This window comes from Nocardioides silvaticus, assembly GCF_003160695.1.
GTDB lineage: Bacteria > Actinomycetota > Actinomycetes > Propionibacteriales > Nocardioidaceae > Nocardioides > Nocardioides silvaticus.
Window position 1 is genome coordinate 97,894 of record NZ_QGDD01000007.1, and the last position, 26,532, is coordinate 124,425.

The window sequence follows — 26,532 nt, forward strand, 5'->3', positions numbered from 1 at the left end:
AGTTCCCCGCATGCCCGATCCCGGCGACGCTGCTCCCGCCCGGCGACGGATCGCCTACGTCCTGCCGGTCTACAACGAGCAGGACAACATCGCGGTCTTCCACGACGCGCTCACCGAGGCGACCGCCGCGCGCGACGACCTCGACTTCGAGTTCGTCTACGTCGACGACGGCAGCCGTGACAGCTCGCTCGAGCGGCTGCTCGAGCTGCGCACCGCCGATCCCCGGGTCACCGTGCTGTCGCTCTCGCGCAACTTCGGCCACCAGCTCGCCGTGACGGCGGGCCTCGACCTGGTCGCCGAGGACGGCACGGCGGACGCGGTGATCGTGATGGACACCGACCTCCAGGACCCGCCCCGCGTCAGCATCGAGATGGTCGGCCTCTGGGAGACCGGCGTCGACGTCGTCTACGGCCAACGCCGCAGCCGCAAGGACAGCGTCTTCAAGCGGAGCACGGCCTATGTCTTCTACTGGGCGCTCGACCGGCTGGCCTCGATCGAGATCCCGCGCAACGTCGGCGACTTCCGGTTGATGGACGCCCGCGTCGTCGCCGAGGTGTCCCGCTACCGGGAGCACGGGCGGTTCCTCCGCGGCATCGTCGCGCACGTCGGCTTCCGGCAGGAGGCGCTGCTCTTCGACCGCGACGAGCGGTACGCCGGCGAGACCGGGTACCCGCTGCGCAAGATGCTCAGCTTCGCCGCCAACGGCATCCTCGGGTTCTCGACCGCCCCGCTGCGGATGATCAGCCGGCTCGGCATCGCGATCTCGCTGCTCAGCGTGCTGCTGGCGCTCTACGTGCTCTACGTGCGGATCTTCGAGCCCGACCAGACGGTGCCCGGCTGGGCGTTCCTCGGGGTCGGCATGTTCCTGCTGGGCGGTCTCCAGCTGATCATGATGGGCGTGATCGGCTCCTACCTCGGCCGGGTCTACATCGAGGCCCAGGACCGGCCGCTGTACTCCCTCTCCCTCGTTGCCCGCGACGGCGGTCCGCCGCACCCGCGGCGGCACCGGGACATGGGACAGGCCGACCCCGGGGTGGTCTCCTGACCGGCCGCATCCCGTGGACGGTGGTGCGGTTCGCCGGCGTCGGCGTCTGCAACACCGCCATCGACTGGGCCCTCTTCCTGCTGCTCCACGACCGGCTCGGCATCACCGTCGCGAACTTCTGCTCCTCCAGCGCCGGCATGGTGTTCAGCTTCGTCGTCAACGGGCTGTTCACGTTCCGCGCCGAGCGGCTGACGCTGCGTCAGGCCGCTCTCTTCGTCGTCACCACCGGCACCGTGATGTGGGTCGCCCAGCCGCTGCTCATCCACGGCTGGCTGTTCGTGCTCGAGCAGGTCGCCGACGGCTCCGACGCCGACCTGCGGTTGGCAGCGGCCAAGCTGGCCTCGATCGCGTGCAGCCTGGTGCTCAACTTCGCTGCTTATCGCTTCGTCGTGTGGCCCATCACCCACGTCCACGCGGACCCGCTCACGCACGCCGACCCGGAGTAGCCGCGGCGCCCCGGTGCGTTGATCCGGGGGGTGATGGTGACCACAGCCGAACTCCCGTTCGCGATTTGTTCTCGCGTTCACAAACTCATAAATTGATCGGGCCGCGGTCCCCGAGAGCGCGGCTGGAAAGTAGAGCTGTGACCGCACGGAGTTCGAGCGAGACGACCCGGGTCATTCCCGAGGCGACGGTCGCGCGCCTGCCCGTCTACCTCCGGGCGCTGACGGCGCTCGCCGAGGGCGGCATCCGCACCTGCTCGAGCGAGGACCTCGCCACCGCGGCGGGGGTCAACAGCGCCAAGCTCCGCAAGGACCTCTCCTACCTGGGCAGCTACGGCACCCGCGGGGTCGGCTACGACGTGGACTACCTGCGGTACCAGATCGCCCGCGAGATCGGCGTCACCCAGGACTGGCCGGTCGTCATCGTCGGCATCGGGAACCTGGGTCACGCGCTCGCCAACTACTCCGGCTTCCGCAGCCGCGGCTTCCGGGTCGTCGCGCTGCTCGACGCCGATGCCGAGCGCACCGGCGAGATGGTGGCCGGCGTCGCCGTACGCCACTTCGACGATCTCGAGACCATCGCCCGCGAGCACGCCGTCGCGATCGGCGTCATCGCCACCCCGGCGGCCGCCGCCCAGGACGTTGCCGACCGGATGGTCGCCGCCGGCGTCACCAGCATCCTCAACTTCGCCCCCGCCGTGATCTCCGTGCCCGAGGGCGTCGACGTGCGCAAGGTCGACCTGTCGATCGAGCTGCAGATCCTCGCCTACCACGAGCAGCGCAAGGCCCACGGGCAGGCGCGCGGCGAGGTCGACGGGGTCGACGGGGTCGACGGGGTCGACGGGGTGGCCGTCGACGGGGTCGAGGTCGCGACCGTGGGAGGCGACTCATGAGCGTCCTCGTGGTCGGCATCTCCCACAACTCCGCGCCGGTGTCGTTGCTCGAGCGGGTCGCCCTCGACGACGACGGCGTGCAGAAGCTGGTCGCCGACGCGGCCGCCTGCGAGCACGTCGCCGAGGCCACGGTGATCGCGACCTGCAACCGGGTCGAGATCTACACCGAGGTCGAGCGCTTCCACGGCAGTGTCGAGGCGCTCTCCCGGCTGCTCGTCGAGCGGGCCGGCCAGACCACCGAGGCGATGCTGCCGCACCTCTACGTGCACTACGACGACGGCGCGATCTCGCACCTCTTCCAGGTGGCAGCGGGCCTCGACTCGATGGCGCTCGGCGAGGGTCAGATCCTCGGCCAGACCCGCGAGGCGCTGCGCCGCGGCCAGGAGCTCGGCACCGTCGGCCCCGCCCTCAACACGCTCTTCCAGCAGGCCCTCCGGGTCGGCAAGCGCACCCGCGCCGAGACGGCGATCGACCAGGTCGCCCCGACCCTGGTGTCGGCCGCCATCGAGCAGATCGACGGCGGCACGGACGCCGTCCGCGGTCGCGACGTCGTCGTCCTCGGCGCCGGTGCGATGGCCGGGCTGGCCACCGCCACCGTCTCCCGGATGGGCGCCCGGCGGGTCGCGGTCGTCAACCGTTCCGAGGACCGGGCCCGGCGGCTGGCGGCGCAGTACGACGCCGTGGCGGTCACGATGCCCGGCCTGGCCGAGGAGCTGGCGGCGGCCGACGTCCTCATCACCTGCACCGGCTCGGCGACCACCCTGGTCAGCAGCGAGCTGCTGGCGGGTGCCCGCGCCGGCGCCGACCGGCCGCTCGCGATCATCGACCTGGCGCTGCCGCACGACGTCGAGCCGGCCGCAGCCGAGCTGCCCGGTGTGACCCTGGTCGGCCTGGCCGACCTCGCCGAGCGGCTCCACGACGGCGCCGGCGGCACCGAGGTCGTCGAAGTGCGCCGGATCCTGGGCGAGGAGGTCACCGCGTTCCTCGCGGCCCGACGCCAGGCGAGCGTCACCCCGACCGTCGTCGCGCTGCGCTCGATGGCCACCTCCGTGGTCGACGCCGAGATGACGCGGCTCGACAGCCGGCTGCCCGACCTGGACCCCGAGCTGCGGGCCGAGATCCGCCATGCCGTGCGCCGGGTCGCCGACAAGCTCCTCCACGAGCCGACCGTCCGGGTCAAGGAACTCGCCAACGAGCAGGGCGCGGTGTCCTACGCCGCAGCGCTCGCCGAGCTGTTCGCCCTCGACCCCGAGGCCGTCGACGCCGTGACCCGCCCGATGGGCGTGCCCGAGGAGGGGACGCCGTGACCCCGGAACAGGCTTCCGAGAACCTCACCGGGTCTCGATACGGCTCGCATCCGGACTCGCAAGCTCGTCCGGACGTCGCCTGCTCGACCTCGTCGCCCGCAGCGGTCCGCGCTGACGCGCGCGCCGCTGGGCGTTTGACCACCCTGCGCATCGGCACCCGCCGCAGCGTCCTCGCCACGACCCAGTCCGAGCAGGTGGCCGCCCTGGTGCGCGACCGGCTCGGCGTCGACACCGAGCTGGTCGAGGTCACCACCGAGGGCGACCGCAGCCAGGCCGCCGGCACGCCGCTGCCGCAGTCGCCGACGACCGGCGTCTTCGTGAGCGCGCTCCGCGACGCGCTGCTCGCCGGCGAGGTCGACCTCGCCGTGCACTCGCTCAAGGACCTCCCGACCTACCCGCAGGAGGGCGTCACGCTGGCCGCCGTGCCGGGCCGCGAGGACCCCCGCGACGTCGTCGTCGCCCGCGACGGGCTCACCCTCGGCGAGCTCCCGGTGGGCAGCAAGGTCGGCACCGGCTCGCCGCGTCGCGCCGCCCAGCTGCACGCCCTCGGCCTCGGTTTGGACGTGGTCGGCATCCGTGGCAACGTCGACACCCGGATCGGCAAGGTGCGGGCAGGAGAGGTTGACGCGGTGGTGCTGGCGCGAGCGGGTCTGGCCCGGATCGGGCGACTGGACGAGGTGAGCGAGGTGCTCGACCCGCTCCAGATGCTGCCCGCCCCCGGACAGGGTGCGCTGGCGGTCGAGGCCCGCACCGGCGACCCGTTGGTCGAGCTGCTCGCCGCGCTCGACGACCCCGCGACCCACGCCGCCGTCGTCGCCGAGCGCACCGCGCTCGCCACCCTCGAGGGCGGCTGCTCCGCCCCGATCGGCGCGCTCGCCGAGGTGGTCGAGGGCGAGGAGGGCCCCGAGCTGTGGCTGCGGGCGACCGTGCTGTCGGACGACGGGACGCTCGCCGTACGACGCTCCGCCTCGACCCCGCTCCCCACCATCACCGATCGTGACGCGGCCGCCGCCCTCGGCGCCTCGCTCGCGCAGGAGCTGCTCGACGAGGGCGCCGACCAGCTCCGCTCCGCTCCCGAAGCCACATCCAGCCCCGCCGCCCCCACCGCAGGATCGACAGAGGTGCACAACGCATGACGCGAGCCAAGACAGCCACCACGGCTGCCAAGTCCACCGCCCCGAACCACGCCGCCGGTGTGGCGTTCGTGGGCACCGGTCCCGGTGACCCCGAGCTGCTGACCGTCCGCGCGCTCCGGCTCATCGAGGACGCCGACGTGCTCATCACCGAGGCTCCCGAGCACCTCGAGCTGGTGGCGGCGGTGCGCGGCGCCGACGCGCTTGAGCCCGAGACCGGCCCCGAGGTCGTCGACGGCGGCTTCGGCGAGGACGGGCAGCCGCTCACCCACGCCGCCCGCGCTAAGGTGGTCGTCAAGCAGGCCAAGCGCGGACTCCGCGTCGTCCGGCTGCTCGCCGGCGACCCGTTCCTCTACGCCTCCGGTCCCGAGGAGGCGCAGGCCGTCGCCAAGGCCGGCTTGGGCTTCGAGATCGTCCCTGGCGTGTCCTCGGTCGGCGCGGTCCCGGCGTACGCCGGCATCCCGCTCACCACCAAGGACCACCGCGAGGTCAGCGTCGTCACCTGTGGCGACCGCGTCGACTGGACCCGCTACTGCGACACCCCGACCCTGGTGCTGCTCTCGGCCGTCGGCCAGATCGGCGACATCGCCAAGGAGCTCATCGCCGCCGGACGCTCGCCCGAGACGCCGGTCGCGATGACCCGCGTCGGCACGACCACCGAGCAGCAGACCGTCACCTCGACCCTCGCCCGGATCGCCGCCGACGCCCGCGCCGCACGGATCGCCCCGCCCGCGATCACCGTGATCGGCAAGGTGGTCGACCTGCGCGACGCGCTCTCGTGGTTCGAGACCAAGCCGCTGTTCGGCTGGCGCGTCCTGGTGCCCCGCACCAAGGAGCAGAGCGCCTCGCTCTCGACCCGCCTGCGCCACTACGGCGGCGTGCCCGAGGAGGTCCCGACCATCTCGGTCGAGCCGCCGCGCAACCCGCAGCAGATGGACAAGGCCGTCCGCGGTCTCGTCGAGGGCCGCTACGAGTGGATCGCGTTCACCTCGGTCAACGCGGTCAAGGCGGTCCGCGAGAAGTTCGAGGAGTACGGCCTCGACGCCCGCGCCTTCAGCGGCCTCAAGATCGCCGCGGTCGGCGACAAGACCGCCCAGGCGATCGCCGCGTGGGGCCTGCGCGCCGACCTGGTGCCCTCCGGCGAGCAGTCCGCGGCCGGCCTGCTCGAGGACTGGCCCGAGTACGACGAGCAGCTCGACCCCATCAACCGGGTCTTCCTGCCGCGTGCCGACATCGCCACCGAGAACCTCGTCGCCGGCCTGATCGACCTCGGCTGGGAGTGCGACGACGTCACGGCCTACCGCACCGTCCGTGCGGCCCCGCCGCCGGCGCCGACCCGCGACGCGATCAAGACCGGCAAGTTCGACGCCGTCGTCTTCACCTCCTCCTCGACCGTGCGCAACCTCGTCGGCATCGCCGGCAAGCCGCACCCGTCGACGGTGATCGCGGTCATCGGCCCCGCCACCGCGAAGACCGCCGAGGAGCACGGCCTCCGCGTCGACGTGATGGCGCCCAAGCCCGACGTCGACGTCCTCGTCGAGGCCCTCGCCGACTTCGGCGCGGCCCGCCGCCAGGCGCTGGTCGAGGCCGGCGAGCCGGTGACCAAGCCCTCGGACCGCAAGGCCTCCGGGCGGCGCCGCAAGGCTGAGTGAGGGTCTGGTCACGGCTGTTTCGCTCGCTCGCCGACACGGCGCATCTTCGCCCGAGCTCGCTGCGCTCGCCGCGCGAGGATCCGCCGGGTCGGCTCGCGGCATCGGTCGCTCGCTGCGCTCGCTCCCTCGAGCGCGAATTCGGGGATGATGGTCCGCATGAGTGAGATCGAGCGTCCCGTCGTCCGCCCGCGACGGCTACGGACGACGCCGGCGATGCGCGACCTGGTCGCCGAGACGACGCTGCGGCCGTCGCAACTGGTGCTGCCGCTGTTCGTGCGCGAGGGGGCGACCGAGCCCACGCCGATCTCGTCGATGCCGGGTGTGGTGCAGCACTCGCGCGAGACGCTGCGGAAGGCCGTCGTCGAGGCGGCCGAGGCGGGGATCCGCGGGGTGATGCTCTTCGGCATCCCGGAGAGCAAGGACGCGGTCGGGTCGGGCGCGACCGACCCCGAAGGCATCCTCAACGTCGCGATCCGCGACGTCGTCGACGAGGTCGGCGACACCGTGGTCGTCATGAGCGACCTCTGCCTCGACGAGTTCACCGACCACGGCCACTGCGGCGTCCTCGACGCGGCCGGCCGGGTCGACAACGACGCCACGCTGGCGGCGTACGCCGACATGGCGCTCGCCCATGCCGCCGCCGGGGTCCACCTGGTCGGCCCGAGCGGGATGATGGACGGCCAGGTCGCCGTCGTCCGTGCCGCGCTCGACGGGGCCGGCCACACCGACGTCGGCATCCTGGCCTACGGCGCGAAGTACGCCTCCGCCTTCTTCGGTCCGTTCCGCGAGGCCGTCGACTCCTCGCTGCAGGGCGATCGCCGCACCTACCAGCAGGACTTCCGCAACGGCGCCGAGGGCGTCCGCGAGGCGGTCCTCGACGTCGAGCAGGGCGCCGACATCGTGATGGTCAAGCCGGCCCTGGCCTACCTCGACGTGCTGCGCCAGGTCCGCGACGCCCCCGAGCTGCGCGGCATCCCCGTCGCGGCCTACAACATCAGCGGCGAGTACGCCATGGTCGAGGCGGCTGCCGCCCACGGCTGGATCGACCGCGAGCCCGCCATCCTCGAGACCCTCACCGCCATCCGCCGGGCCGGCGCGGACGTCATCCTCACCTACTGGGCCGTCGAGGCGGCCGGGCTCCTCTGACGCCTCCGGCGTATCGAGACCCCTCGTCCTCCGGTGGTCGAGTAGCCCGAGCCGCCAGGCGAGGGCGTATCGAGACCCCCGCCGGCCGGACGCCTTCCTGTCGCTCGGGTCTGCGGCGCGCACCCTTCACGCGCGCTCCACCGGCACCGGGTGCCGGTGAAGCGCGACCCAAGGCCTGGCGTGCGATCTTGAGTCGTCTGGTGACGCAAGGCAGCACCGCACGTCGACGGCGGCGCCGACCCGGCGCTCTCCTCCTCGTCCCAAGCTTTCGGTCGCAACCCCGGACCTCCGCAACGGTGCCGCGATCAGTCCGAAAACGACGAGGGCCCCGGATCCGTGGATCCGGGGCCCTCGTGCGGGTTGTTCAGCTGCTCACGGCTTGAGGCCGTAGGAGAGGACGCAGTTGGTGAACTGCACGACCTGCAGCAGGCCGGGGAACTCCGCCTTGCAGGCGGCCCGGACCTCTTCCTTCGCCAGCGCGCCGAGCACGCCGTGCAGCAGGTTGGTGACCGTGTCCTCGACCGCGTCGACGGTGTTGTCGATCGGACCACCGTTGTCGATGTCCGGCAGGCTGCCGGGGTTCCCGCCGGGGTCGGTGCCCGGGTCGGTGCCGGGGTCGGTGCCCGGGTCGGTGCCGGGGTCGGTGCCCGGGTCGATCGGGGTGTAGTCGTCGTCGGGCTGGAAGCCGGTGTCGTCGTTGCCGTCGTTGGTCTGGGTGCCGTTGTAGGTGCCCGGGTTGTACTCCGGGGCCTTCGGCACGATGTAGCCGGCGGCGGTGGTGTTGTTCGGGATCGTGGTGAAGTCGCCCTCGAGGTAGGCGTCCATGATCTCGAGCACCAGGTCGACGTACGACTGGCTGTGGTTGTAGCGGTAGACCGCGTTGCGCTGGCCCATCACCGTGGAGAGGTCGTCCTTGCCGGAGCAGAGGTAGACCGCGGTGGCGAGGGCGGAGTCGTCGATGTCCTGCGGGTTGCGCTTGGCGTCACCGTCGGCGTCGACACCCACGATCGACCAGGTCGACGGGATGAACTGCATCGGGCCGATCGCGCGGTCCCACTGGGTGTCGTTGTCGTACTGGCCGGCGTCGGTGTCGCTGATCGCCTTGGTGCCCTTGCGGCCGTTGAGCGCGACGCCGTAGATGCCCGGCTGGGCGACGCCGTCGTCGTCGAGGGAGTTGCCGCCGAACCGACCGTGGTTGGACTCGACGCGGCCGATCGCCGCGACCAGCTGCCAGGTCAGGTTGCAGGACTTGTCGGCCTTGTTGATCACGGCCTCGGCGCGTTGGTAGGCAGCGAGCGCCGCGGAGGGGATCTGGTTGGTCGACGCGGTGGCGACGATGTTCTGGGTGTTGCCGGTGGAGCTGAGGTCGTCGGGGTCCGAGACGCTGGCGGGGGCGTCGATCGCCTCGGTCGGCACGCTGGTGCCGTCCGGCAGGGAGCCGTCGGGCTCCTGGCTCGCGGAGGCGACGGGCGGAACCCCGCCGATGCCCGCGACGCTGGCCGTCCACGCGGCCGACAGCAGTGCGAGCGGAACGATCGTGGCGGCGCGTTGGAGCCGTCCCAAGCGTTTCCTCGACATTCGAACTCTCTCCCCGGCCTGAGCGGCCCACTCCTCGGTCACGCGGACCTCTCCCTCGTCACGGGTCCGCTGTGGCGTCGCGCCTGCTCCCACGGGTGCGACACAGGCTGAACGAATGATCCCACATTGGCGTTACGGGTGTCACACCTAGGAAATACCCCGGACTCGCGTGGCGCACACCACAGGGCGGCCCCGAGGCATAAGGTTCGCGCCCGATCAGCGACAATGAGGCGGTGACCCAGCGTTCGGAGGAGCTGTTCGACCGCGCCCGCGCCGTGACGCCGGGTGGGGTGAACTCGCCGGTCCGCGCCTTCAACGCCGTGGGCGGCACCCCGCGCTTCATCGCCTCGGCGAACGGCGCCTGGCTCACCGACGTCGACGGCAACGAGTACGTCGACCTCATCTGCTCCTGGGGACCGATGCTGCTCGGCCACGCCCACCCCGAGGTGGTCGCCGCCGTTCAGGCGGCGGTGGCCCGCGGGACGTCGTACGGCACGCCGACGGAGGGCGAGGTCGCGCTGGTCGAGGAGATCATCGCGCGCACCCCGGTCGAGAAGGTCCGGCTGGTGTCCTCCGGCACCGAGGCGACGATGTCGGCCATCCGGCTCGCCCGCGGCTTCACCGGCCGCGACGTGGTCGTGAAGTTCGCCGGCTGCTACCACGGTCACCTCGACGCGCTGCTCGCGTCGGCCGGGTCCGGCCTCACCACCTTCTCGATCCCGGGCACCCCTGGCGTCCCGGAGTCGTCGACCGCGCTGACGCTGGTGCTGCCCTACAACGACCGGGCCGCGGTCGAGGCGGCGTTCGCCGAGCACGGCGACCGGATCGCCTGCCTCGTCACCGAGGCCGCCCCCGGCAACATGGGCGTGGTGCCGCCGGCGCCCGGGTTCAACGCGTTCCTCGCCGAGACCTGCCGCAAGCACGGCGCCCTCTTCGTCAGCGACGAGGTGATGACCGGCTTCCGGGTCTCCGCGAGCGGGCAGTGGGGCACCGACGGCGCCGTGGAGGGCTGGCAGCCGGACCTGATGACGTTCGGCAAGGTGATGGGCGGGGGGCTGCCCGCTGCGGCGTTCGGCGGCCGCGCCGACGTCATGGGCGCTCTCGCGCCCGACGGTCCCGTCTACCAGGCCGGCACCCTGTCCGGGAACCCGATCGCCACCGCGGCCGGACTCACCACCCTGCGGCTCGCGACGCCCGAGGTCTACGACCGCCTCGCCACCGTCGCCGAGACGCTGAAGGCCGGGGTCGCGGGCGCCTTCGCCGCGGCCGGCCTGCCCCACGTGATCCAGTCGACCGGGTCGATGTTCTCGGTGTTCCTCACCGACGAGCCGGTGTCCGACTTCGCCGGCGCGTCCCGGACCGACGTGAAGGCCTACGGCGCCTTCTTCCACGCCATGCTCGACCGGGGCGTGCACCTGCCGCCGTCGGCGTTCGAGGCGTGGTTCGTGTCCGCCGCCCACGACGACCGGGCCGTGCAGGCCGTGCTCGACGCGCTCCCCGCAGCAGCGGAGGCGGCGGCCGCGGTTGCGGTCTCGACAAGCTCGACCATCAAGGAAGGCTCCTGAATGGCCACGCCCGACACCGTCGTCCACCTGGTCCGGCACGGTGAGGTCCACAACCCCGACGGCATCCTCTACGGCCGCCGCGACGGCTTCCACCTCTCCGACCTCGGCCGTCAGATGGCCGAGAAGACGGCGGCCTCGCTGGCCTCGCGCGACATCACCGTCGTGCGGAGCTCGCCGCTCGAGCGCGCCCGCGAGACGGCCGCGCCGCTCGCCGAGAAGCTCGGGCTCGAGATCGGCATCGACGAGCGGGTCATCGAGTCGACCAACCGGTTCGAGGGGCTCACCTTCGGCCGCGGCACCAACGCGCTCCGCAACCCGCTGCTGTGGCGCTACCTCTACAACCCGTTCAAGCCGTCGTGGGGCGAGCCCTACCGGCAGATCGTCGAGCGGATGATGGCCGCCGTCCACGACGTACGACGCGAGGCGACCGGCCACGAGGGCGCGATCGTGTCCCACCAGCTTCCGATCTGGACCACGCGGCTGCACGTCGAGCGCCGGTCGTTCCTGCACGACCCGCGCCGTCGCCAGTGCACGCTCTGCTCCGTGACGTCGTTCCACTTCACCGAGGAGCGGCTCACCCAGGTCAGCTACCACGAGCCGGCGATCGACCTGATCCCGAAGAGCGACCGCTCGGCGCCGTTCTCTGCCGGTGACGCGCCGGTCGACAAGCGGCCCGAGGGCGCGCTCGACGACGACGGGGAGCCCGGGCCCTGAGCATCGTCCGCCGCATCGCGCCCGCCCTCGCGGCGGCGCTCCTCCTCACCGGCTGCACCGACGTCCTGAGCACCGGTGACGGTGACTACGTGCCCGGCGAGGGCAACGTCACCGAGGTGGAGGCGACCGACCGGGGCGACCCGGTCACGCTCGAGGGTGACACGGTCGACGGCGGCACGGTCGACCTCGCCGACTACCGCGGCCAGGTCGTCGTCGTGAACGTGTGGTGGTCCGGCTGCGGTCCCTGCCGCGCGGAGATGCCGCTGCTCGTCGAGGCCGCCGACGAGCTGCCCGCGGACGAGACCGAGTTCGTCGGCATCAACATCCGCGACCTGGCGCCCGAGACCGCCGCGGCGTTCGAGCGCGACCGCGGGGTCGACTACCCCTCGATCTACGACCCCGGCAGCGTCACCCTGGCGCACTTCGGCCGCTACCGACCCGCGTCGATGCCCTCGACCGCGATCCTCGACCGCGAGGGGCGCGTGGCCGCGCTCATCAGCGGCGAGATCTCCTCGAAGACGACGCTGGTGACCCTGGTCGAGGACCTGCTCGGCGAGGCCTCCGATGGGTGAGTGGTTCCAGAGCCAGGCCGCGGCAGGGTCGCTCGGCCTCGCCGTACCCGTCGCCCTCGTCGCCGGCCTGGTCTCCTTCTTCTCACCGTGCGTGATCCCGCTGCTGCCGGGCTATCTCTCCTACGCGACCGGGCTCTCCGGCGCCGACCTCGCCGACATCGTCGACAACAAGGACAGCGGCCGCAAGGCGCCGCGCGGCCGGATGCTCGCGGGCTCGCTGCTGTTCGTCTTCGGCTTCGCGGTGGTCTTCGTGCTCGTCGGCGCCGCGTTCGGCAGCGTCGGGGTGTGGCTGCGCAGCTGGCAGGACGAGGTCACGATCGGGCTCGGCGTCCTCCTCGTCGTGCTCGGCCTGGTGTTCTCCGGCGTCGTCCCGTGGCTGCAACGGGACTGGCGGATCCACAAGCTGCCGGCGGTCGGCCTCGGCGCCGCGCCCCTGATCGGCGCCCTCTTCGCCATCGGGTGGACGCCCTGCATCGGCCCGACGTACGCCGTCATCGTCAACCTCACCTACTCCGACGCGACCGCGACCCGCGGCGCGCTGCTGTCGCTGTGCTACGCGCTCGGGCTCGGGATCCCGTTCATCGTCGCCGGGCTCGCCTACCGCCGTACCCTCGGCGCCGTCGCCTGGGTCCGGCGTCACCAGGTCTGGGTGATGCGGATCGGCGGGGCGTTCCTTGTCGCGCTCGGCCTGGCGATGGTCTTCGGCTGGTGGGACCACCTGGTGCAGTGGGTGCAGCTGCGCATGGTCGAGTACGGCGAGACCGCGCTGTGAGCGTCGACGACAAGACCGACCAGCGCCCGGTCGGTCGGGGCGAGCTCACCGCACGCGAGCTGCTGCGCTGGGTGTGGCGCCAGGTCACCTCTATGCGCACCGCACTGGTGCTCCTGCTGCTGCTGGCCCTCGCCGCGATCCCCGGATCGGTCATCCCGCAGACCGGGGTCGACGCGCTCGAGGTCACGCGGTGGAAGGAGGAGCACCCGGACCTGACGCCGATCTACGAGAAGCTCGACCTGTTCTCGGTCTACGACTCGATCTGGTTCTCGGCGATCTACCTGCTCCTCGTGCTGTCGCTGGTCGGCTGCATCGTGCCGCGGCTGTTCGTCTACGCGAGGGCGCTCCGCGCGCAGCCGCCGCGCACGCCGCGGCACCTCACCCGGCTCGCCGACCACGTCTCCTACGAGACCGACCTGGCGCCCGAGGAGGTCCTCGACCGGGCCCGCGCCGTCCTGGGGAAGCGACACCGGCTGCGGGCGGTCGACCCCGCCGACGGGCCGGCCGACTCGGTCAGTGCGGAGCGCGGCTACCTGCGCGAGGCCGGCAACCTGCTCTTCCACCTCTCGGTGCTGGTGGTGCTCGCCGGCTTCGGCATCGGCGGGCTCTACGGCTACCAGGGCGGCGTGATCCTGGTGCAGGGCTCGACGTTCGGCAACAGCCTCACCCAGTACGACGACTTCGACCCCGGCGGGCTCTTCACCCCCGAGCAGCTCGACGACTTCGACTTCACCGTCGACAGCTTCGAGGTCGACTGGCTGCGGAGCGGGTCGGGCGCCGGCACCGCACGAGGCTTCGAGGCCGGGATCTCCTACCGCGAGGGCGACCGACCGCAGGAGGAGTACGACCTCCGCGTCAACCACCCGCTCTCCATCGACAGCACCGACGTCTTCCTCATCGGCCACGGCTACGCGCCGGTGATCACGGTCCGCGACGGCGAGGGCAACGTCGCATGGACCGGGCCGACCGTGTTCCTCCCGCAGGACTCCTCGTTCGTCTCCTTCGGAGTGATCAAGGCGCCGACCGCCGAGCCCGAGCAGATCGGGCTCGAGGGGCTCTTCTACCCGACCTTCGACCTCTACGAAGGCGACCCGGTCTCGGTGTTCCCCGAGGCGCTCAAGCCGCTGGTCTCGATGCTCGTCTACACCGGCGACCTCGGCCTCGACGACGGGACCTCGCAGTCGGTCTACGTGCTCGACAAGGACAAGGCCACCCAGCTGGAGGGCGAGGACGGCAAGCCGTTCCGGCTCGACCTCTCGGTCGGCGAGACCGTCGAGCTGCCCGACGGGCTCGGGTCGGTCACCTTCGAGCGCGTCGACCCGTGGATCCGCGTCCAGATCAGCCAGACCCCTGGCAAGGAGGTCGCGCTGCTGGGCGTCGTGCTCGCCCTGATCGGGCTCTGCGGGTCGCTGTTCATCCGGCCCCGACGGATCTGGGTGCGGGCCCGGACCGTGACCCGGGATGGGGCAGCCGGGGGCGGAGGAGGGACAATGACCGTGGTCGACGTCGCGGGACTGGACCGGTCCGGCAACGGAGAGCTCGACGAGGTGCTGGCCGACCTGGTCGCCGCACTCAAGAAGGAGTGATGTGGACGTGTCCGACGGTGCATGGGAGACCCTGAGCAACCAGGCCGTGGCAGCGGCCGGGCTGGTCTACTTCGTCGCGCTGATCGTCCACCTGGCCGAGTGGGCTGCACTCCGACAGCCGGCCGCCAACGAGGTCAAGCAGGCCGTCGCCGTCGGTGGGGAGAGCGAGACGCCCGCCGTCAGCGAGGCGCCCGCCGGTCGTCGTACGCCGGAGGAGCGGGTCGCGTTCCTCAACCGGCTCGGCTTCCTCACCATCTGCATCGCGGCCGCCGCCCACCTGGTCGCCCTGGTCGGCCGCGGCATGGCCGCGGACCCCAATCGGGTCCCGTGGGGCAACATGTACGAGTTCACCGTCTCCGGCACCTTCGTCGTCACCGTCGGCTACCTCGCGCTCTACCGCCGGTTCCGCCTCGACTGGATGGCGCCGATCGTCGTCGGCTTCGTGCTGACCGTCCTGATGGTGGCCGTGATCTGGCTGCACGAGCCGGTGCAGCCGCTGACCGAGGCGCTCAACTCCTACTGGCTCGTCATCCACGTCGTGTCCGCGGTGATCGCGACCGGCGCGTTCACCCTCGGCGGCTTCGCCTCGATCATGTACCTGGTCAAGATGCGCGCCGGCGAGCCCGAGGAGGGCGCCACCGGGTTCCTCGCCCGGGTGCCCGGGCTCGAGGCGCTCGACAAGCTCGCCTACCGGGTGCACGCCTTCGCGTTCCCGGTGTGGACCTTCGCCGTGCTCATCACCGGCCCGATCTGGGCGCACGAGGCATGGTCGCGCTACTGGAACTGGGACCCCAAGGAGGTCTGGGCGTTCATCACCTGGGTCGTCTACGCGGGCTACCTGCACGCCCGCGCGACCGCCGGCTGGAAGGGCCGCAACGCCGCGATCCTCGCCCTCGTCGGTCTCGCCACGCTGTGGTTCAACTTCATCGGCATCAACTACTTCTCGACGAGCAGCCAGCACGCGTACGCGCTGCAGGCTCCGGCGGTCCTGCTGGTCGTCGAGTAGCCGCCGCGAGGGACGGGCCCTTGGTCGTCAAGTAGCCGCCGCGAGGGACGAGTCCCTGGTCGTCGAGTAGCCGCCGCGAGAAACGCGCGGTATCCGGTCGTCGAGTAGCCGCCGCGAGGGACGGGCCCTTGGTCGTCGAGTAGCCGCCGCGAGGGACGAGCGGCGGCGTATCGAGACGCGGCGACGTGCCCAGTGCCGTTGGGGACGGCCGGCGGTCGGGTGCGGGCATCTCGATACGCGACGTCGCGAGCTCGTTCCTCGCTCGCGGTCGCTACTCGATGTTCGGACGATCTCGTAGCCCGTCCTCGTGCCTCGGACGGGCTACGCGTCCTCGGACGGGCTACGCGTCCTCGGACGGACTACGCGTCGTCGGACGGACTACGCGTCGTCCGGCGGGTTGAGCCGCTTGCGGTCGAGGTCGCGGAGGAAGTCCTCGTCGTCGTCCGGCGCCACCATCCGCGGCGGCGGGCTCGGGCGGCGGGGTGGCTTGGGCCGCTGGAGGGTCGGGCGTTCGCCCGGGCCGCGCTGCTGCAGCGCCCGGGTGACGAGGTAGGTCACCACTGCGAACACCAGGACGACCAGGAGGAACTTGCCCACGCCTCCAGGGTAGATCGTCCCTGGTAGGCGGAGGTCACGGATTGAGAACACTGGTCCCGCGGGACCTACCCTGGAACCGTGAAGGAGTTCTGGACCTACACCCTGTTGCGGCTCGGCCTGTTCGTCGGGACGTTCGCCATCGTCTTCGGGCTCTGGTTCCTCATCACCGGTGACGTGCCCGTCCTGTGGGTCATCGTGATCGCCTTCGTCGTCAGCGGCGTGGGCTCGTACTTCCTGCTCGAGCGCCAGCGCGAGGCGTTCGCCGCCAAGGTCGAGGGCCGGGCCGCGAAGGCCGCGGAGAGGTTCGAGGCGCAGAAGTCCAAGGAGGATGCGGACTGACGGGGCGCGGGATACCCGGTCGACCGGGTATCCCACGGGTTGTCAGCCATTGCAGAGGCGGACAACCCGCGGAACACCCGGTCGACCGGGTATTCCACGCAGGCGTCCGGGACCTACCCCGCGACGAGCCCCACCGCACAGCCCAGCGCCCAGACCAGCTCGGCGAGCCCGGTCTGCTGGAGCACGGGGATCAGTCCCGGACCGGCGGCACCGGCGAGCACGGTCCGGGTGGCGGGGACGGCCAGCGCCAGGAACGGCAGGCCGAGCAGCGCCCACGGCGTGGCCAGCACGGCGACGCCGACCAGCGCGGCAAGCGCGAGAGCCACGAGCAGCGCGTAGAAGACACGGGTACGGCGGTCGCCGAGCCGCACCGCCAGCGTGATCTTGCCGGCCACGGTGTCGGTCGGGATGTCGCGCAGGTTGTTGGCGACGAGGATCGCGCAGGCCAGCGCGCCGACGCCGGCGCCGGCGACGAGGGCGGTCCAGCCGGAGTCGCCCCACTCCTCGGTCTGGACGTAGGTCGTGCCGACCACGGCGACCAGGCCGAAGAAGACGAAGACCATGACCTCGCCCAGGCCGAGATAGCCGTAGGGCTTCGACCCGCCGGTGTAGTACCAGGCCGCGACCACGCACAGCAGGCCGACCGCCACCAGCCACCACGCGGTCGTCGCGGCGAGCACCAGCCCGGCGGCACCGGCCACGCCGAACGCGAGGAACGCGGCCCGCTTCACCGCTCCCGGCGTCGCGAGCCCGGAACCGACCAGCCGCAGCGGACCGACCCGCTCGTCGTCGGTGCCGCGGATGCCGTCGGAGTAGTCGTTGGCGTAGTTGACCGCCACCTGCAGCGCCAGGCTGACCACGAGCGCCAGCAGCGCCTTCCACCCGACCAGCTCGTCGTCGTACGTCGCCACGCCGGTGCCCGCGAGCACCGGCGCGACCGCCGCCGGGAGGGTGCGCGGACGGGCGCCCTGCAGCCATTGTCCGGGAGTCGCCATGATGCAGCGATTCAAGCAGGCTGCTCGATCCCCAGGCGCGTCAGGTGGCGCTCGGCCGCCCTCGCTGCCGGGTGGATGAGCGCGGCGGCGACGACCACGATCGCGCCGATGACGATCCAGCCCGGCGTGCCCCACGAGATCGAGAGGAACGTGTAGAGCGCCGGCGCCCAGACCGACCCGAGGGTGAAGCCGAGCTGGGAGACGCCCTGGTACTCGCCGCGCCGCTCCGGGTCGGACAGCTCGGCCTGCAGGCCCCACTCGCCGGCGGACTGGAACAGCTCGGCGCCGGTGACGGTGACGTGGCCGAGCCAGACCAGCGCGATCGTCACCCAGCCGACGGTGTCGTGGGTGACGGCCACGATGCCGCAGGACACCACGAAGAAGAAGGCCCCGCGGCGCTGGGCGCGCAGGGAGTCGGCGACGGTGGTGATGCCGCGCGCCGCCGCCACCTGGAGCAGGACCGCCATCACGGTGTTGGTGCCGAACAGCCACGCGATCAGCACCCGCGGCGCGTCGGTCTCCTCGACCAGCCACAGCGGGATGACGACGTTGAGCAGCACCTGGTGGGTGGAGAGGACGCCACCGAGGATCGCCATGGCGAGGTACGCGCGGTTGCGTAGCGCGCTGCGACCGTCCTTGCCCTCGAGCACCGCCTCGACCGCGACCTCGAGCAGCGGCTCGGTCCCGACGTGGTGGAGGGCGCGCGGCAGCCGCGCGACGAGCGCGGCGTTGAGCAGCAGCAGGCCGGCGGTGATGACCGGCACCGTCCGGACGACGTCGTCGCTGTTGGTCGCGAGCGCGATGCCCGCGAGCAGCGCGCCGAGGGTGTAGCCGACGTTGCGGGCGGCGCGGAAGTAGGCGTTGGAGCGGACCCGCTCCTCGCGCGGGAAGACGTCGAACCGGTAGGCGTTGCGCGCCGACCGGCTCGCCGTCGACACCAGCTCGAGCCCGATGAGCATGACGACGAACGTGAGCATGTCGCCGATCGCCAGCCACCCCAGGTAGACCACCGCCTCGACGAGCGACGCGAGCGCCCAGACCCGTTTGGCGCCGTACTTGTCGCTCAGCTTGCCCAGCGGTACGGCGAGCGCGAACGTCGCGACCCCCGCGATCGTCAGGCCCAGTCCGACCTGGGAGGCCGACAGCCCGACGATCTGGGTGAAGAACACCGCGCTGCCCGTGAGGAACACCCCGTCACCGAACGCCGACAGCACCGACTGGGCGGACAGCCGGCGGACCAGCGAGGTGGGACCCGCCAGTCGGGTGACGCGGGCGAGGAGATCTCTTGACATCAAGATAAGTCTAGGTGAGGCGAGGAATCACCGGTCGACCGGGGACTCCCCGGGGTTGTCGGCCATTGCAATGCCCGTCAACCCTGGTGAGTCACCGGTCGACCGGGGATTCCCCGCCCGGTCGTCGTCCTCCGGCTGCACCGGGAAGTGCCGGTCCCGGAACCGCTCGGCCATCCGCACCGACGGGCCGAGGCCGATCGTGGCGACGACGATGACGCCGGCGATGATCAGCCACCCACGGCCCTCGGCGAACCACGACATCGCCAAGCCGGTGAACAGCCACGGGGCCCACTGGCCGCCGAGCGCCCGGCTGACCTCCTCGACGCCCTGGTAGTCGCCGCGCCGGCGCGGGTCCATCAGCTCTGCCTGGATCGCCCAGGTCGCGCCCGAGATCGCCAGCTCGGCGCCGGTCACGGTGACGTGGCCGAGCCAGACCAGGACGACCGTGACGAACCCGACGGTCGAGTGGGTGTACATCGTGATCAGGCACGACACCACGAAGAACCCGGTCGAGACCCACGCGTAGCGCAGGGCGTCGTCGATCGTCCGCACGCCCTTGGAGGTGTAGGCCGGCAGGAAGATGCAGAGCACCGTGTTGGTGCCGAACAGCCAGGCCAGCAGCACGTGGGGCGCGTCGGTCGCCTCGACCAGCCAGAGCGGGATGACGACGTTGAGCAGCACCTGGTTGGTCCACAGCACGCCGATGCAGAAGTTGGTGAGGATCCAGCCGACGTTGCGGTGGGCGCTCGGGCCGGGTGGGCGCTCGCGTTGCTCGCCGCTGGCGACCCGCAGGTCGTGGGGCGCAGCCGGGAGCCGGGTCACCCAGTAGGCGTTCGCCAGCATCAGGGCGGCAGCGAAGAAGGGCGTGTACTGGACGACGGTCAGGCTCCCCGTCGCGAGCGCGACGCCACCGATGGCGGCACCGAGGGTGAAGCCGAGGTTGAGAGAGGAGTACATGTAGGCCTGGGTCTCGACGCGCTCCTTGGGCTTGAGCACGTCGAGGATGTAGGCCCCGTGGCTGGCACCGCCCAGCGACCCGAACACGGCGAACACGACGCCGACCGCGATGTACTGGCCGAAGCCGTCGACGAACGGCAGCGCGACGAAGCAGGCGGCCCGGCCGACGGTGCTGCCGGCCCACATCCGCTTCGGGCCGAGCCGGTCGACGACCCGGCCGGCGGGGTAGGCGAAGAGGAACTCGGCGACGCCGACGATGGTGAGCGCCAGGCCGGACTGGGCCGCGCTCATGCCGACGACCTGGGTCAGGAACACCGCGCTCCCGGTGAGGAAGGTGCCCTCGCCGGTCGAGAAGAGCATCGACTGCGTCGCCAGTCGACGCGAGAGCGGCGTGGGCGGGATGAGACGTCGGAAGAAGCCCCGCCGCTCGCCCGAGAGGGTGGTCGTCACTCCGCAGATTCCACACCTCGCCACCGACAGCCGCCATCGATTTACGGCGGGTTCCGGCAGCGTCACGGCCGCCAGTAGGTTGCTGTCCCGTGAGCTTCTGGTCCCCGCAGGACGCCGCGCCGGAGGTGGTCGACCAGGTCCGCACCTGGCTCGACGGGCCCGACGACGTGCGCCTGGTCGTGGCGACCTCCGGCTCGACCGGCGCGCCTAAGCGGGTCGCCCTCACCCGGGACGCCGTGCTCGCCTCGGTGGCCGCTTCTGCCCGACGGCTCGGCGCAACGGGTCGCTGGGTGCTCGCGCTGCCGCCGACGTACGTCGCCGGCGTCCAGGTCGTGGTCCGCTCGCTGGTCGCCGGGCGCGACCCGGTATGGCTGGAGCGCGACGGCTGGCCCGACGACGAGGGCTGGTTCGTCTCGCTGGTGCCGACCCAGCTGGGCCGGCTGTTGGACGACGCCGGCGCGGCGGACGCGCTGCGACGGGCGCACACCGTGCTGCTGGGCGGCGGCCCGATCGACCCGGCCCTGCGGCAGCGTGCGACCGAGGCGGGGATCCACGTGGTCGCGACGTACGGCGCCGCCGAGACCGCCGGCGGCTGCGTCTACGACGGCCTGCCGCTCGACGGCGTGGCCGTCGCGATCGGCGAGGGCGGCCGGATCCGGATCGGCGGGCCGACGCTCTTCCAGGAGTACGTCGGAGACCCGGAGCTCACGGCGCGGACGCTGGTCGACGGCTGGTACCTCACCTCCGACGCCGGCACCCTCGACGAGGACGGCCTGCTCCGGGTGCTCGGCCGCGTCGACGACGTCGTCGTCAGCGGAGGCGTCAACGTGCCCGCGGTCGCGGTCGCCACGCGGCTGCGCGAGCACCCCGCCGTCGCCGCAGCCGAGGTCCTCGGCGTGCCGGACGAGGAGTGGGGCAACCGGGTCGTCGCGTTCGTCGTCGGCGACCTCGGCCTCGACGCGGCCCGCGACTGGGTCGCCGAGGTGCACCCGCGAGCCTGGGCGCCGCGCCAGCTCGTCGCCCTCGACGAGGTCCCGCTGCTCGCCAACGGCAAGCCGGACCGGCAGGGGCTGCTCGCGCTCCACGAGGACCGCGCCCGATGAGGGTCGTCTCGATCCCGATGCGCACCCGGTTCCGCGGCGTGACCGTGCGCGAGGCCGCGCTGGTCGAGGGACCGGAGGGGTGGGGGGAGTGGAGCCCGTTCCTCGAGTACGACGCCCGCGTGGCCGAGCCGTGGCTGCGCTGCGCCGAGGAGGCCGCGGTGGGGGACTGGCCCGCGGCGGTCCGCGACACCGTGCCGGTCAACGTCACCGTGCCCGCGGTGGACCCCGCCACGGCGCACGCGATCGTCACCCGCGGCGGCTGCCGGACCGCGAAGGTCAAGGTCGCCGAGCCCGGGCAGGTGCTGGCCGACGACGGGGCCCGGCTGGAGGCGGTGCGCGACGCCCTGGGGTCTGACGGCCGGATCCGGATCGACGCCAACGGGGCCTGGTCGGTCGACGACGCGGTCGCGGCCATCGGAGCGCTGGACCGGGCCGCCGGCGGACTCGAGTACGTCGAGCAGCCGTCGCCCTCGGTCGAGGACCTGGCCGCCGTCCGCCGTCGCGTCTCCGTGCCGATCGCGGCCGACGAGTCGATCCGCCGTGCCGAGGACCCCTACCGGGTCCGCGACCTCGAGGCCGCCGACGTCGCCGTCCTCAAGGTGCAGCCGCTCGGCGGGGTCCGCGCCTGCCTGCGGATCGCCGAGGAGATCGGCCTGCCGGTCGTGGTGTCCTCCGCGCTCGAGACGTCCGTCGGGATCGCGGCCGGCGTCGCGCTGGCCGCGGCCCTGCCCGAGCTTCCCTACGCCTGCGGGCTCGCGACCGTGCAGCTGCTGACCGACGACGTCGTCGCCGACCCGCTGCTGCCGGTCGACGGCGCCCTGCCCGTCCTCCGCCCGGTCATCGACGCCGGCGCCCTCGACCGGGTGGCGGCACCGTCCGACCGGGTGGCGCACTGGGAGGCCCGGCTCGCCGAGGTCCGGGCGCTGCAGCAGGATGGTCGGTCGTGAGCGGGATCAGCGGCGTCGAGCTCGGCCGGGCGGTCGTCGACCGGCTCGGCACCCAGGGTGTCCGTGACGTCGTGCTGTCGCCCGGCTCGCGCAACGCGCCGCTCGCCTTCGCCGCCTGGCAGCGCGGGCTGGACCTGCACACCCGCATCGACGAGCGTTCGGCGGCCTTCCTCGCGCTCGGCCTCTCGAAGGCGGGCAGCCGGGCCGCGGTGATGTGCACCTCCGGCACCGCCGTCGCCAACCTGCACCCCGCCGTGCTCGAGGCGGCCCACGCCGGCGTGCCCCTCGTCGTCCTCAGCGCCGACCGGCCCGCCCGGTTGATGGGCACCGGCGCCAACCAGACGACCGACCAGGTCGGCATCTTCGGCCCCCTGGTCCCGACCTACGACGTCGCCACGCCCGCCGACCTCGACGCCGTCCCGTGGGACGCCGATGGCGTGCTGCACGTGAACGTGCGGCTGGATGAGCCGCTGGTCGACCCGGCGGGGAATCCCCGGTCGGCCGGGGGTTCCCCAGGGTTGTCGGCCACTGCAGTGCCCGACAACCCGCCGGAGCTGCCCGTCAACCTCCTGCCCGCCGGACCCCGCACCGTCGTCGTGGCGGGCGACGACGCCGGACCCCGGGCCCGCCTCCTGGCCGAGCGGGCGGGCTGGCCGCTGCTGGCGGAGCCGTCGAGCGGGGCGCGGCGCGGGACCCAGGCGCTGCGCACCTACCGCCTCCTCCTCGCCACCGCCCTCGGTGCGGAGATCGAGCGGGTCGTCGTCCTGGGCCGGCCGACGCTGTCCCGTCCGGTGAGCCGGCTGCTCGCGCGCGCGGACGTCGAGGTGCTGGTGGTCCCGGGCCGCGGTGTGTGGCCGGTGCGGCCGCCGGGGTCGACCGTGCTCGACGGGTTCCCCGGGCCGCCCGAGCCCGACGGCTCCGACTGGTCCGACCGCTGGCGGGTGGCCGACCGCGAGCTCGGCCGGCGGATCGACCGGCTGCTGGCGGACGAGCCCGCGCTGACGCCGTACGACGTCGCCGCTGCCGTCTCGGCCGCCCTGCCCGCGGAGAGCCTGCTCGTCGTCGGCGCCTCCAGCCCGGTCCGCGACCTCGACATCATGCAACCGCCGGCACCGGTCGGCGAGCGGCGGAAGGTGATCGCCAACCGCGGCCTGTCCGGCATCGACGGCACCATCAGCACCGCGATCGGTGCAGCGATCAGCCGGGCGGAGGGGCACTCGTCCGCGCCCCGGTCGATCGCGCTGATGGGCGACGTGACGTTCCTGCACGACCAGTCCTCGCTGGTGCTCGGGCCCGAGGAGGTGCGGCCGGACCTGACGATCGTCGTCGTCAACGACGACGGCGGCGCGATCTTCTCGATGCTGGAGCAGGGCGCGCCCGAGCACGCGGCGGCGTTCGAGCGGCTGTTCGGCACGCCGCACGGCGTGGACCTGGGCAGCCTCTGCGCGGCGACCCGGACCCCGCACCTGCGGGTGACGTCGCGCCCCGAGCTCGACCAGGCGCTGGCCAGCCCCAACGGCGGCATCGAGGTCGTCGAGGCCGTCGTCGACCGCACCGGTCGCCGCGACCTCGACCGGCGGATCCGCGCGCTGGCCGAGGAGACCTGAGCCAGGACCCGGCCCGTCTCGGCGCGCACCACCCATCCACCGGTCCACCGCCCGCCAGGGAGAATGAGCCCGTGGAGATCCCGCTGCTACTGGTGGCCATCGCCGTCACCGTGCTCACGGTCACGGCGATCGCCGGCCGCCTCGGGGTCGCCGCCCCCATCGCCCTGATCGTCGTCGGATGGGTGGGCTCCTACGTCCCCGGCGTCCCGACCGTCCACCTCGAGCCCGAGGTGGTGCTGATCGGGCTGCTGCCGCCGCTGCTCTACGCAGCGGCGCTCGGCACCTCGCTCGTCGACTTCAACGCCAACCGCCGTCCGATCCTGCTGCTGTCCGTCGGCCTGGTCGTGTTCACCACGACCGGCGTCGCGCTGCTCGTGCACGCGATCCTGCCGGAGGTGGGCTGGCCCGCAGCGTTCGCCATCGGGGCGGTCGTCGCGCCGCCCGACGCGGTGGCGGCCACCGCGATCGGCCGCCGGATCGGGCTGCCGCGCCGGATCGTCACCATCCTCGAGGGCGAGTCGCTGCTCAACGACGCGACCGCACTGGTCGCGCTGCGCACGGCGATCGCCGGCATCGGCTCGGCCGCGGCGATGGCCCCGGCCTGGGAGATCGGCCTCGACTTCCTGCTCGCCGCGGGCGGTGGCCTGCTGATCGGCATCGCCGGGTTCGTGCTCGTCGCGAAGATCCGCCGGCACGTCACCGACCCGGTGCTCGACACCGGGATCTCGCTGGTGGTCCCGTTCGCCACCTACATGGCCGCGGAGGAGATCCACGCGTCCGGCGTGGTCGCCGTGGTCGTCGCCGGGCTGCTGCTCGGCCACAAGGCGCCGATCGTGCAGACCGCGCAGTCACGCATCGCCGAGCGGATGAACTGGCGCACGTTGGCGTTCATGCTCGAGAACACGGTCTTCCTGCTCATCGGTCTGCAGGCCCGGTGGCTGATCGACGAGGTCCGGGCGAGCACGCTGCCGACCGGCACCATCGTGGGCGCCTGCCTCGCGACCCTCGGCGCGGTGGTGGTGCTGCGGATGGTGTGGGTGTTCCCTGCCCGCTACCTGCTGATCCGGCCGGGACCGGATCCGTTGACGGGACAGCGGCCGCCGGCGTCGTACACCTTCCTCATCGGGTGGGCCGGGATGCGCGGGGTGGTCACGCTCGCCGCCGCATTCGTCATCCCCGAGTCGGTGCCGCACCGGGAGGTGCTGCTGATGATCGCGTTCACCGTGGTCGCCGGCACCCTGCTGCTGCAGGGCACGACGCTGGGTTGGCTGGCGCGCCGGCTGAACGTGCCGCCACCGGACCCGATGGACGACGCGCTGGCGCGCGCCACCCTGCTGCAGCAGGCCTCGAAGGCCGGCCACGCGCGGCTGGCGGAGCTCGTCGACGCCGAGGACGACCCGTACGGCGTCGCCGCGCTGATCAAGCAGCGCACCGAGCAGCGCAACTTCGCCGCCTGGGAGCGGCTGGGCACCACGGCCGGGGAGGAGAGCCCCGCCGCCCTCTACGCGCGGCTGCGGGAGGAGATGATCGAGGCCGAGCGGGCCCGGGTCCTGGAGATCCGCTCGACCGGGTCGGTCCCCTCGGAGGTGGTCAGCGACGTGCTGGCCATGCTCGACATCGAGGAGTCCATGCTGGACGCCGCGGATCAGGAGCGAGCAGACGTGGAGGCAGAACGCGTGCGCAGAACACCCGGCGACCTGTGCGAGCACCTCGAGTCGATCGCCCTCGCCGACCCCTCCGGCGCGCTCGAGTGCGTCGACTGCGTCGCGATCGGCAGCCGCTGGGTCGCCCTGCGGATGTGCCTGACCTGCCACGAGATCCGCTGCTGCGACTCCTCGCCACACCGCCACGCCACCGCCCACTTCCGCGCCACCACCCACCCGGTGATGCGCTCGGTCGAGCCGGGCGAGGACTGGCGCTGGTGCTTCGTGCACCACGTGACCGGCTGATCGGCAGCCGGCCTACCGGGCCGGGCCCAGCGTCTGCTCGAGCGTGCGCGCGGGATGGGCGGTGACCCGTTCGACGTCGCCGCTGATCCCGGCGACCGAGCCGTCGGCGACGGCGGTGTAGGTGCTGACCCAGGCGTCGAGCTGCCAGTCGGCGGCGTCGGGGTAGGCGGCGCGGCGGGAGGCGTAGGCCTCCTCGAGGGTCTCCTCCTCGTAGCGCAGGTCGCGACCCAGAGCGGCGCCGGCGCGGGCCGCGACGTCGGTCATCGTCAGCGACTCCGGGCCGGTGAGGTCGTAGGTCACGCCGGCGTGCGCCTCCGGCTCGCGCAGCACGACGGCCGCCACGTCGGCCACGTCCGCCCGCGCCACCGCCGCGATCCGCCCGCTGCCGGCCGGGCCGCGGATGACGCCGTTCGCGTCGGCGAAGTACGGCAGCACGTCAAGGTAGAAGTTGTCCCGGAGCAGGGTGAACGCCAGCCCGCTCTCGCGGATCGCCTGCTCGGTGTCACCGTGGTCGCGGCCGAGGGTGAACGTCGCGTCCGGTCCGGCGCCGACGAACGAGGTGTAGACGACGTGCCCGACGCCGGCCGCCACGGCGGCGTCCACCATCGTGCGGTGCTGGGCCCGCCGGTCCGCCGACTCCGACCCCGAGACGAGCAGCAGCGTCGCGACGCCGTCGAGCGCGGACACGGCAGCGGCGCGGTCGTCGTACGACGCGGTGCGGACCTCGCCGCCCACGTCCGGGGCTCGGGACGGGTCCCGGACGACGAGGCGCGGCGCGAGGTCGGCGAGGAGGTGGGCGACCCGGCCGCCGACGGCTCCCGTTGCTCCGGTGATGGCGATCATGCCGGCCTCAACCGGGCAGCTGCGGCGTTGATTCCGTCGTT

The 26,532-nt window shown here is 72.6% G+C and carries 24 protein-coding genes; 18 read left to right on the forward strand and 6 right to left on the reverse strand.

The window, feature by feature from the left end:
• Positions 1-10 precede the first annotated feature (10 nt).
• From DJ010_RS15455 to hemB, 7 genes are all read left to right on the forward strand, one after another.
• On the forward strand, positions 11-1,045 hold the full coding sequence (locus DJ010_RS15455; RefSeq protein ID WP_109695357.1) for a glycosyltransferase family 2 protein: 1,035 nt from the start codon (positions 11-13) through the stop codon (positions 1,043-1,045).
• A gap of 20 nt (positions 1,046-1,065) precedes the next feature.
• The gene (locus DJ010_RS15460) at positions 1,066-1,491 is read left to right on the forward strand and encodes a GtrA family protein (RefSeq protein WP_158283028.1); all 426 of its coding nucleotides are present in this window, start codon (positions 1,066-1,068) and stop codon (positions 1,489-1,491) included.
• Positions 1,492-1,628: 137 nt separating this feature from the next.
• On the forward strand, positions 1,629-2,381 hold the full coding sequence (locus tag DJ010_RS15465) for a redox-sensing transcriptional repressor Rex (protein WP_109695361.1): 753 nt from the start codon (positions 1,629-1,631) through the stop codon (positions 2,379-2,381).
• Positions 2,378-3,688, forward strand: a complete 1,311-nt coding sequence (locus DJ010_RS15470; protein WP_109695363.1) for a glutamyl-tRNA reductase — start codon at positions 2,378-2,380, stop codon at positions 3,686-3,688. Before DJ010_RS15465 ends, DJ010_RS15470 begins: the two co-directional genes overlap by 4 nt.
• A gap of 134 nt (positions 3,689-3,822) precedes the next feature.
• Complete coding sequence (hemC, locus tag DJ010_RS15475; RefSeq protein WP_109695365.1) at positions 3,823-4,824, forward strand: hydroxymethylbilane synthase; 1,002 nt, start codon at positions 3,823-3,825, stop codon at positions 4,822-4,824.
• Complete coding sequence (locus tag DJ010_RS15480) at positions 4,821-6,473, forward strand: bifunctional uroporphyrinogen-III C-methyltransferase/uroporphyrinogen-III synthase (RefSeq protein ID WP_109695367.1); 1,653 nt, start codon at positions 4,821-4,823, stop codon at positions 6,471-6,473. The genes hemC and DJ010_RS15480 overlap by 4 nt, the downstream gene beginning before the upstream one ends.
• 156 nt (positions 6,474-6,629) lie before the next feature.
• On the forward strand, positions 6,630-7,619 hold the full coding sequence (gene hemB, locus DJ010_RS15485; RefSeq protein WP_109695669.1) for a porphobilinogen synthase: 990 nt from the start codon (positions 6,630-6,632) through the stop codon (positions 7,617-7,619).
• A 372-nt stretch (positions 7,620-7,991) separates the two neighbouring features.
• On the opposite strand, the gene DJ010_RS15490 is transcribed toward hemB, so the two are convergent.
• Positions 7,992-9,182 (reverse strand): lytic transglycosylase domain-containing protein, encoded by a 1,191-nt coding sequence (locus tag DJ010_RS15490; protein WP_245927603.1) that lies wholly within the window; start codon positions 9,180-9,182, stop codon positions 7,992-7,994.
• Between the two features lie 248 nt (positions 9,183-9,430).
• Here DJ010_RS15490 and hemL point away from each other — a divergent pair, with 248 nt between their 5' ends.
• From hemL to ccsB, 6 genes are all read left to right on the forward strand, one after another.
• The gene (gene hemL, locus DJ010_RS15495) at positions 9,431-10,762 is read left to right on the forward strand and encodes a glutamate-1-semialdehyde 2,1-aminomutase (RefSeq protein ID WP_245927605.1); all 1,332 of its coding nucleotides are present in this window, start codon (positions 9,431-9,433) and stop codon (positions 10,760-10,762) included.
• A complete protein-coding gene (locus tag DJ010_RS15500) occupies positions 10,763-11,476 on the forward strand; it encodes a histidine phosphatase family protein (RefSeq protein ID WP_109695371.1) in 714 nt (237 codons plus the stop codon).
• A gap of 89 nt (positions 11,477-11,565) precedes the next feature.
• Positions 11,566-12,048 carry a TlpA disulfide reductase family protein gene (locus tag DJ010_RS15505; RefSeq protein ID WP_245927607.1) on the forward strand — a complete coding sequence of 161 codons (483 nt, stop codon included), beginning with the start codon at positions 11,566-11,568 and terminating at the stop codon, positions 12,046-12,048.
• Positions 12,041-12,820, forward strand: a complete 780-nt coding sequence (locus DJ010_RS15510; protein ID WP_109695375.1) for a cytochrome c biogenesis CcdA family protein — start codon at positions 12,041-12,043, stop codon at positions 12,818-12,820. The genes DJ010_RS15505 and DJ010_RS15510 overlap by 8 nt, the downstream gene beginning before the upstream one ends.
• On the forward strand, positions 12,817-14,406 hold the full coding sequence (resB, locus tag DJ010_RS15515) for a cytochrome c biogenesis protein ResB (protein ID WP_245927609.1): 1,590 nt from the start codon (positions 12,817-12,819) through the stop codon (positions 14,404-14,406). Before DJ010_RS15510 ends, resB begins: the two co-directional genes overlap by 4 nt.
• A 7-nt stretch (positions 14,407-14,413) precedes the next feature.
• On the forward strand, positions 14,414-15,412 hold the full coding sequence (gene ccsB / locus DJ010_RS15520; RefSeq protein WP_109695673.1) for a c-type cytochrome biogenesis protein CcsB: 999 nt from the start codon (positions 14,414-14,416) through the stop codon (positions 15,410-15,412).
• 378 nt (positions 15,413-15,790) lie between these two features.
• Here ccsB and DJ010_RS15525 read toward each other — a convergent pair whose 3' ends face one another.
• A complete protein-coding gene (locus DJ010_RS15525; protein ID WP_109695377.1) occupies positions 15,791-16,009 on the reverse strand; it encodes a hypothetical protein in 219 nt (72 codons plus the stop codon).
• A gap of 78 nt (positions 16,010-16,087) precedes the next feature.
• On the opposite strand from DJ010_RS15525, the gene DJ010_RS15530 reads away from it, so the two are divergent.
• Complete coding sequence (locus tag DJ010_RS15530) at positions 16,088-16,348, forward strand: DUF4229 domain-containing protein (RefSeq protein WP_109695378.1); 261 nt, start codon at positions 16,088-16,090, stop codon at positions 16,346-16,348.
• Positions 16,349-16,461: 113 nt separating this feature from the next.
• Here the strand turns inward: DJ010_RS15530 and DJ010_RS15535 are convergent, their stop codons facing one another.
• From DJ010_RS15535 to DJ010_RS15545, 3 genes are read right to left on the reverse strand one after another with little or no spacing between them, the layout of a single operon-like run.
• Complete coding sequence (locus tag DJ010_RS15535; RefSeq protein WP_109695380.1) at positions 16,462-17,343, reverse strand: 1,4-dihydroxy-2-naphthoate polyprenyltransferase; 882 nt, start codon at positions 17,341-17,343, stop codon at positions 16,462-16,464.
• Positions 17,344-17,354: 11 nt separating this feature from the next.
• Positions 17,355-18,635 carry an MFS transporter gene (locus DJ010_RS15540; RefSeq protein ID WP_109695382.1) on the reverse strand — a complete coding sequence of 427 codons (1,281 nt, stop codon included), beginning with the start codon at positions 18,633-18,635 and terminating at the stop codon, positions 17,355-17,357.
• Positions 18,636-18,662: 27 nt separating this feature from the next.
• Positions 18,663-20,042 (reverse strand): MFS transporter, encoded by a 1,380-nt coding sequence (locus DJ010_RS15545; RefSeq protein WP_245927611.1) that lies wholly within the window; start codon positions 20,040-20,042, stop codon positions 18,663-18,665.
• Between the two features lie 89 nt (positions 20,043-20,131).
• On the opposite strand from DJ010_RS15545, the gene DJ010_RS15550 reads away from it, so the two are divergent.
• From DJ010_RS15550 to DJ010_RS15565, 4 genes are all read left to right on the forward strand, one after another.
• Positions 20,132-21,145 carry an AMP-binding protein gene (locus DJ010_RS15550; RefSeq protein ID WP_245927612.1) on the forward strand — a complete coding sequence of 338 codons (1,014 nt, stop codon included), beginning with the start codon at positions 20,132-20,134 and terminating at the stop codon, positions 21,143-21,145.
• Positions 21,142-22,092, forward strand: a complete 951-nt coding sequence (locus DJ010_RS15555) for an o-succinylbenzoate synthase (protein WP_109695384.1) — start codon at positions 21,142-21,144, stop codon at positions 22,090-22,092. Before DJ010_RS15550 ends, DJ010_RS15555 begins: the two co-directional genes overlap by 4 nt.
• The gene (menD, locus tag DJ010_RS15560; protein WP_109695386.1) at positions 22,089-23,699 is read left to right on the forward strand and encodes a 2-succinyl-5-enolpyruvyl-6-hydroxy-3-cyclohexene-1-carboxylic-acid synthase; all 1,611 of its coding nucleotides are present in this window, start codon (positions 22,089-22,091) and stop codon (positions 23,697-23,699) included. The genes DJ010_RS15555 and menD overlap by 4 nt, the downstream gene beginning before the upstream one ends.
• 71 nt (positions 23,700-23,770) lie before the next feature.
• On the forward strand, positions 23,771-25,648 hold the full coding sequence (locus tag DJ010_RS15565) for a cation:proton antiporter domain-containing protein (protein ID WP_109695388.1): 1,878 nt from the start codon (positions 23,771-23,773) through the stop codon (positions 25,646-25,648).
• A gap of 12 nt (positions 25,649-25,660) precedes the next feature.
• Here DJ010_RS15565 and DJ010_RS15570 read toward each other — a convergent pair whose 3' ends face one another.
• Positions 25,661-26,491 (reverse strand): NAD(P)H-binding protein, encoded by an 831-nt coding sequence (locus DJ010_RS15570; protein ID WP_109695390.1) that lies wholly within the window; start codon positions 26,489-26,491, stop codon positions 25,661-25,663.
• Between the last annotated feature and the right edge of the window lie 41 nt (positions 26,492-26,532).